The following is a 1,031-nucleotide window of genomic DNA, read 5'->3' as shown; positions in this document are numbered from 1 at the left end:
ATCCGTGCGCCGGGCGGACTGGTGCAGCTGCGGCATGCGTGCCATCGAGCCGTCTCGTTCATGATCTCGCAGATGCGCCCGCCTCGCGTGCACCGGCCAAGCGGGCCAGATCGACGATCCCCTCTGTAGGCCGCGCGAACCACCGCGCCCTTCGCGGCGCGCAAGGGAAACACGTGGCCGGGGCGATGGAAAATCCGCCGGAGAGGTGACGGGATCCGCCGCGCGGCGAATGGTGTGGGCGCGGGCCGACGCGCTGATGCCGGGACCCGGAGCGTCGGTTGCGTCGATGGAGATGGTGAAGCCCGTGTCGAAGGCGCCGTATGCCGCCGCGGCTGCAGCTCCAAGCCCAGCCGGTCGCAATCGTTAGCGGGCAACGGAAGGCAAATGAGGCCTCGGCCCTGGCACGCCATGAAGTTTATCGCCTCGGGCGTGGCGTGCTCGGCAAGCATCACGAGATCGCCTTCGTTCTCGCGATCGGGATTGTCGACCAAGACAATCATGCGGCCGCGGCGCAAATCGTCCACGGCCTCCGGTACTGTGCAGAGCTGATCCCCTCTCATGCCGCCGACGATAGAGGAAGTAGAGGGGGCTGAAACTACACCGGAAGGGATATGCCCGATGGGTGATGACATCCGGCCGCGGGAGTGAGATGACATTGTCGGTGACGCTGGCGGCGGATCGCGGTTCCGCCCGGTGAGAGGAACCGACGCTCCGCGCGCTCCGGCCCGCAGCGATTAGTCGCTAGAGCTTACCTCCACAGGGGTATGGAACGCGGACCCTGGCCGAGGCTAGGGTGAACCACATTCACGGGAAGAGAATTAAGCGAAACAAGCAGTTTGCCTCGGTATCAAGGTCTGCCAAGTCATTTCGTTCCCCGCTGGAGTTGATGCGGGTCGTTATGCGGTTATTCGATCGTCGACAGAGCAATTGATTCGTCACTTTTCGTCACCTTTGAACAAGCCAGAAGAAGCGCCTCCATGAGTCTCCCGAGCAGTGTCAAATATGTGATTATCGGTGCCGGCATTCACGGG

Annotated in this window: 1 protein-coding gene; it reads right to left on the bottom strand. The window is 62.9% G+C overall.

Features of this window, described 5'->3' with window-relative positions; all coding sequences use genetic code 11:
• Positions 1-560: 3,4-dihydroxy-2-butanone-4-phosphate synthase (locus tag AUC69_RS19820; RefSeq protein WP_425283542.1), on the bottom strand; the 560-nt coding region annotated here is incomplete at its 3' end.
• Positions 561-1,031: the final 471 nt, after the last annotated feature.

It is taken from the genome of Methyloceanibacter superfactus (genome assembly GCF_001723305.1).
GTDB lineage: Bacteria > Pseudomonadota > Alphaproteobacteria > Rhizobiales > Methyloligellaceae > Methyloceanibacter > Methyloceanibacter superfactus.
The sequence above is the reverse complement of the archived record's forward strand: the minus strand, read 5'-3'. Positions and strand labels throughout refer to the sequence as shown.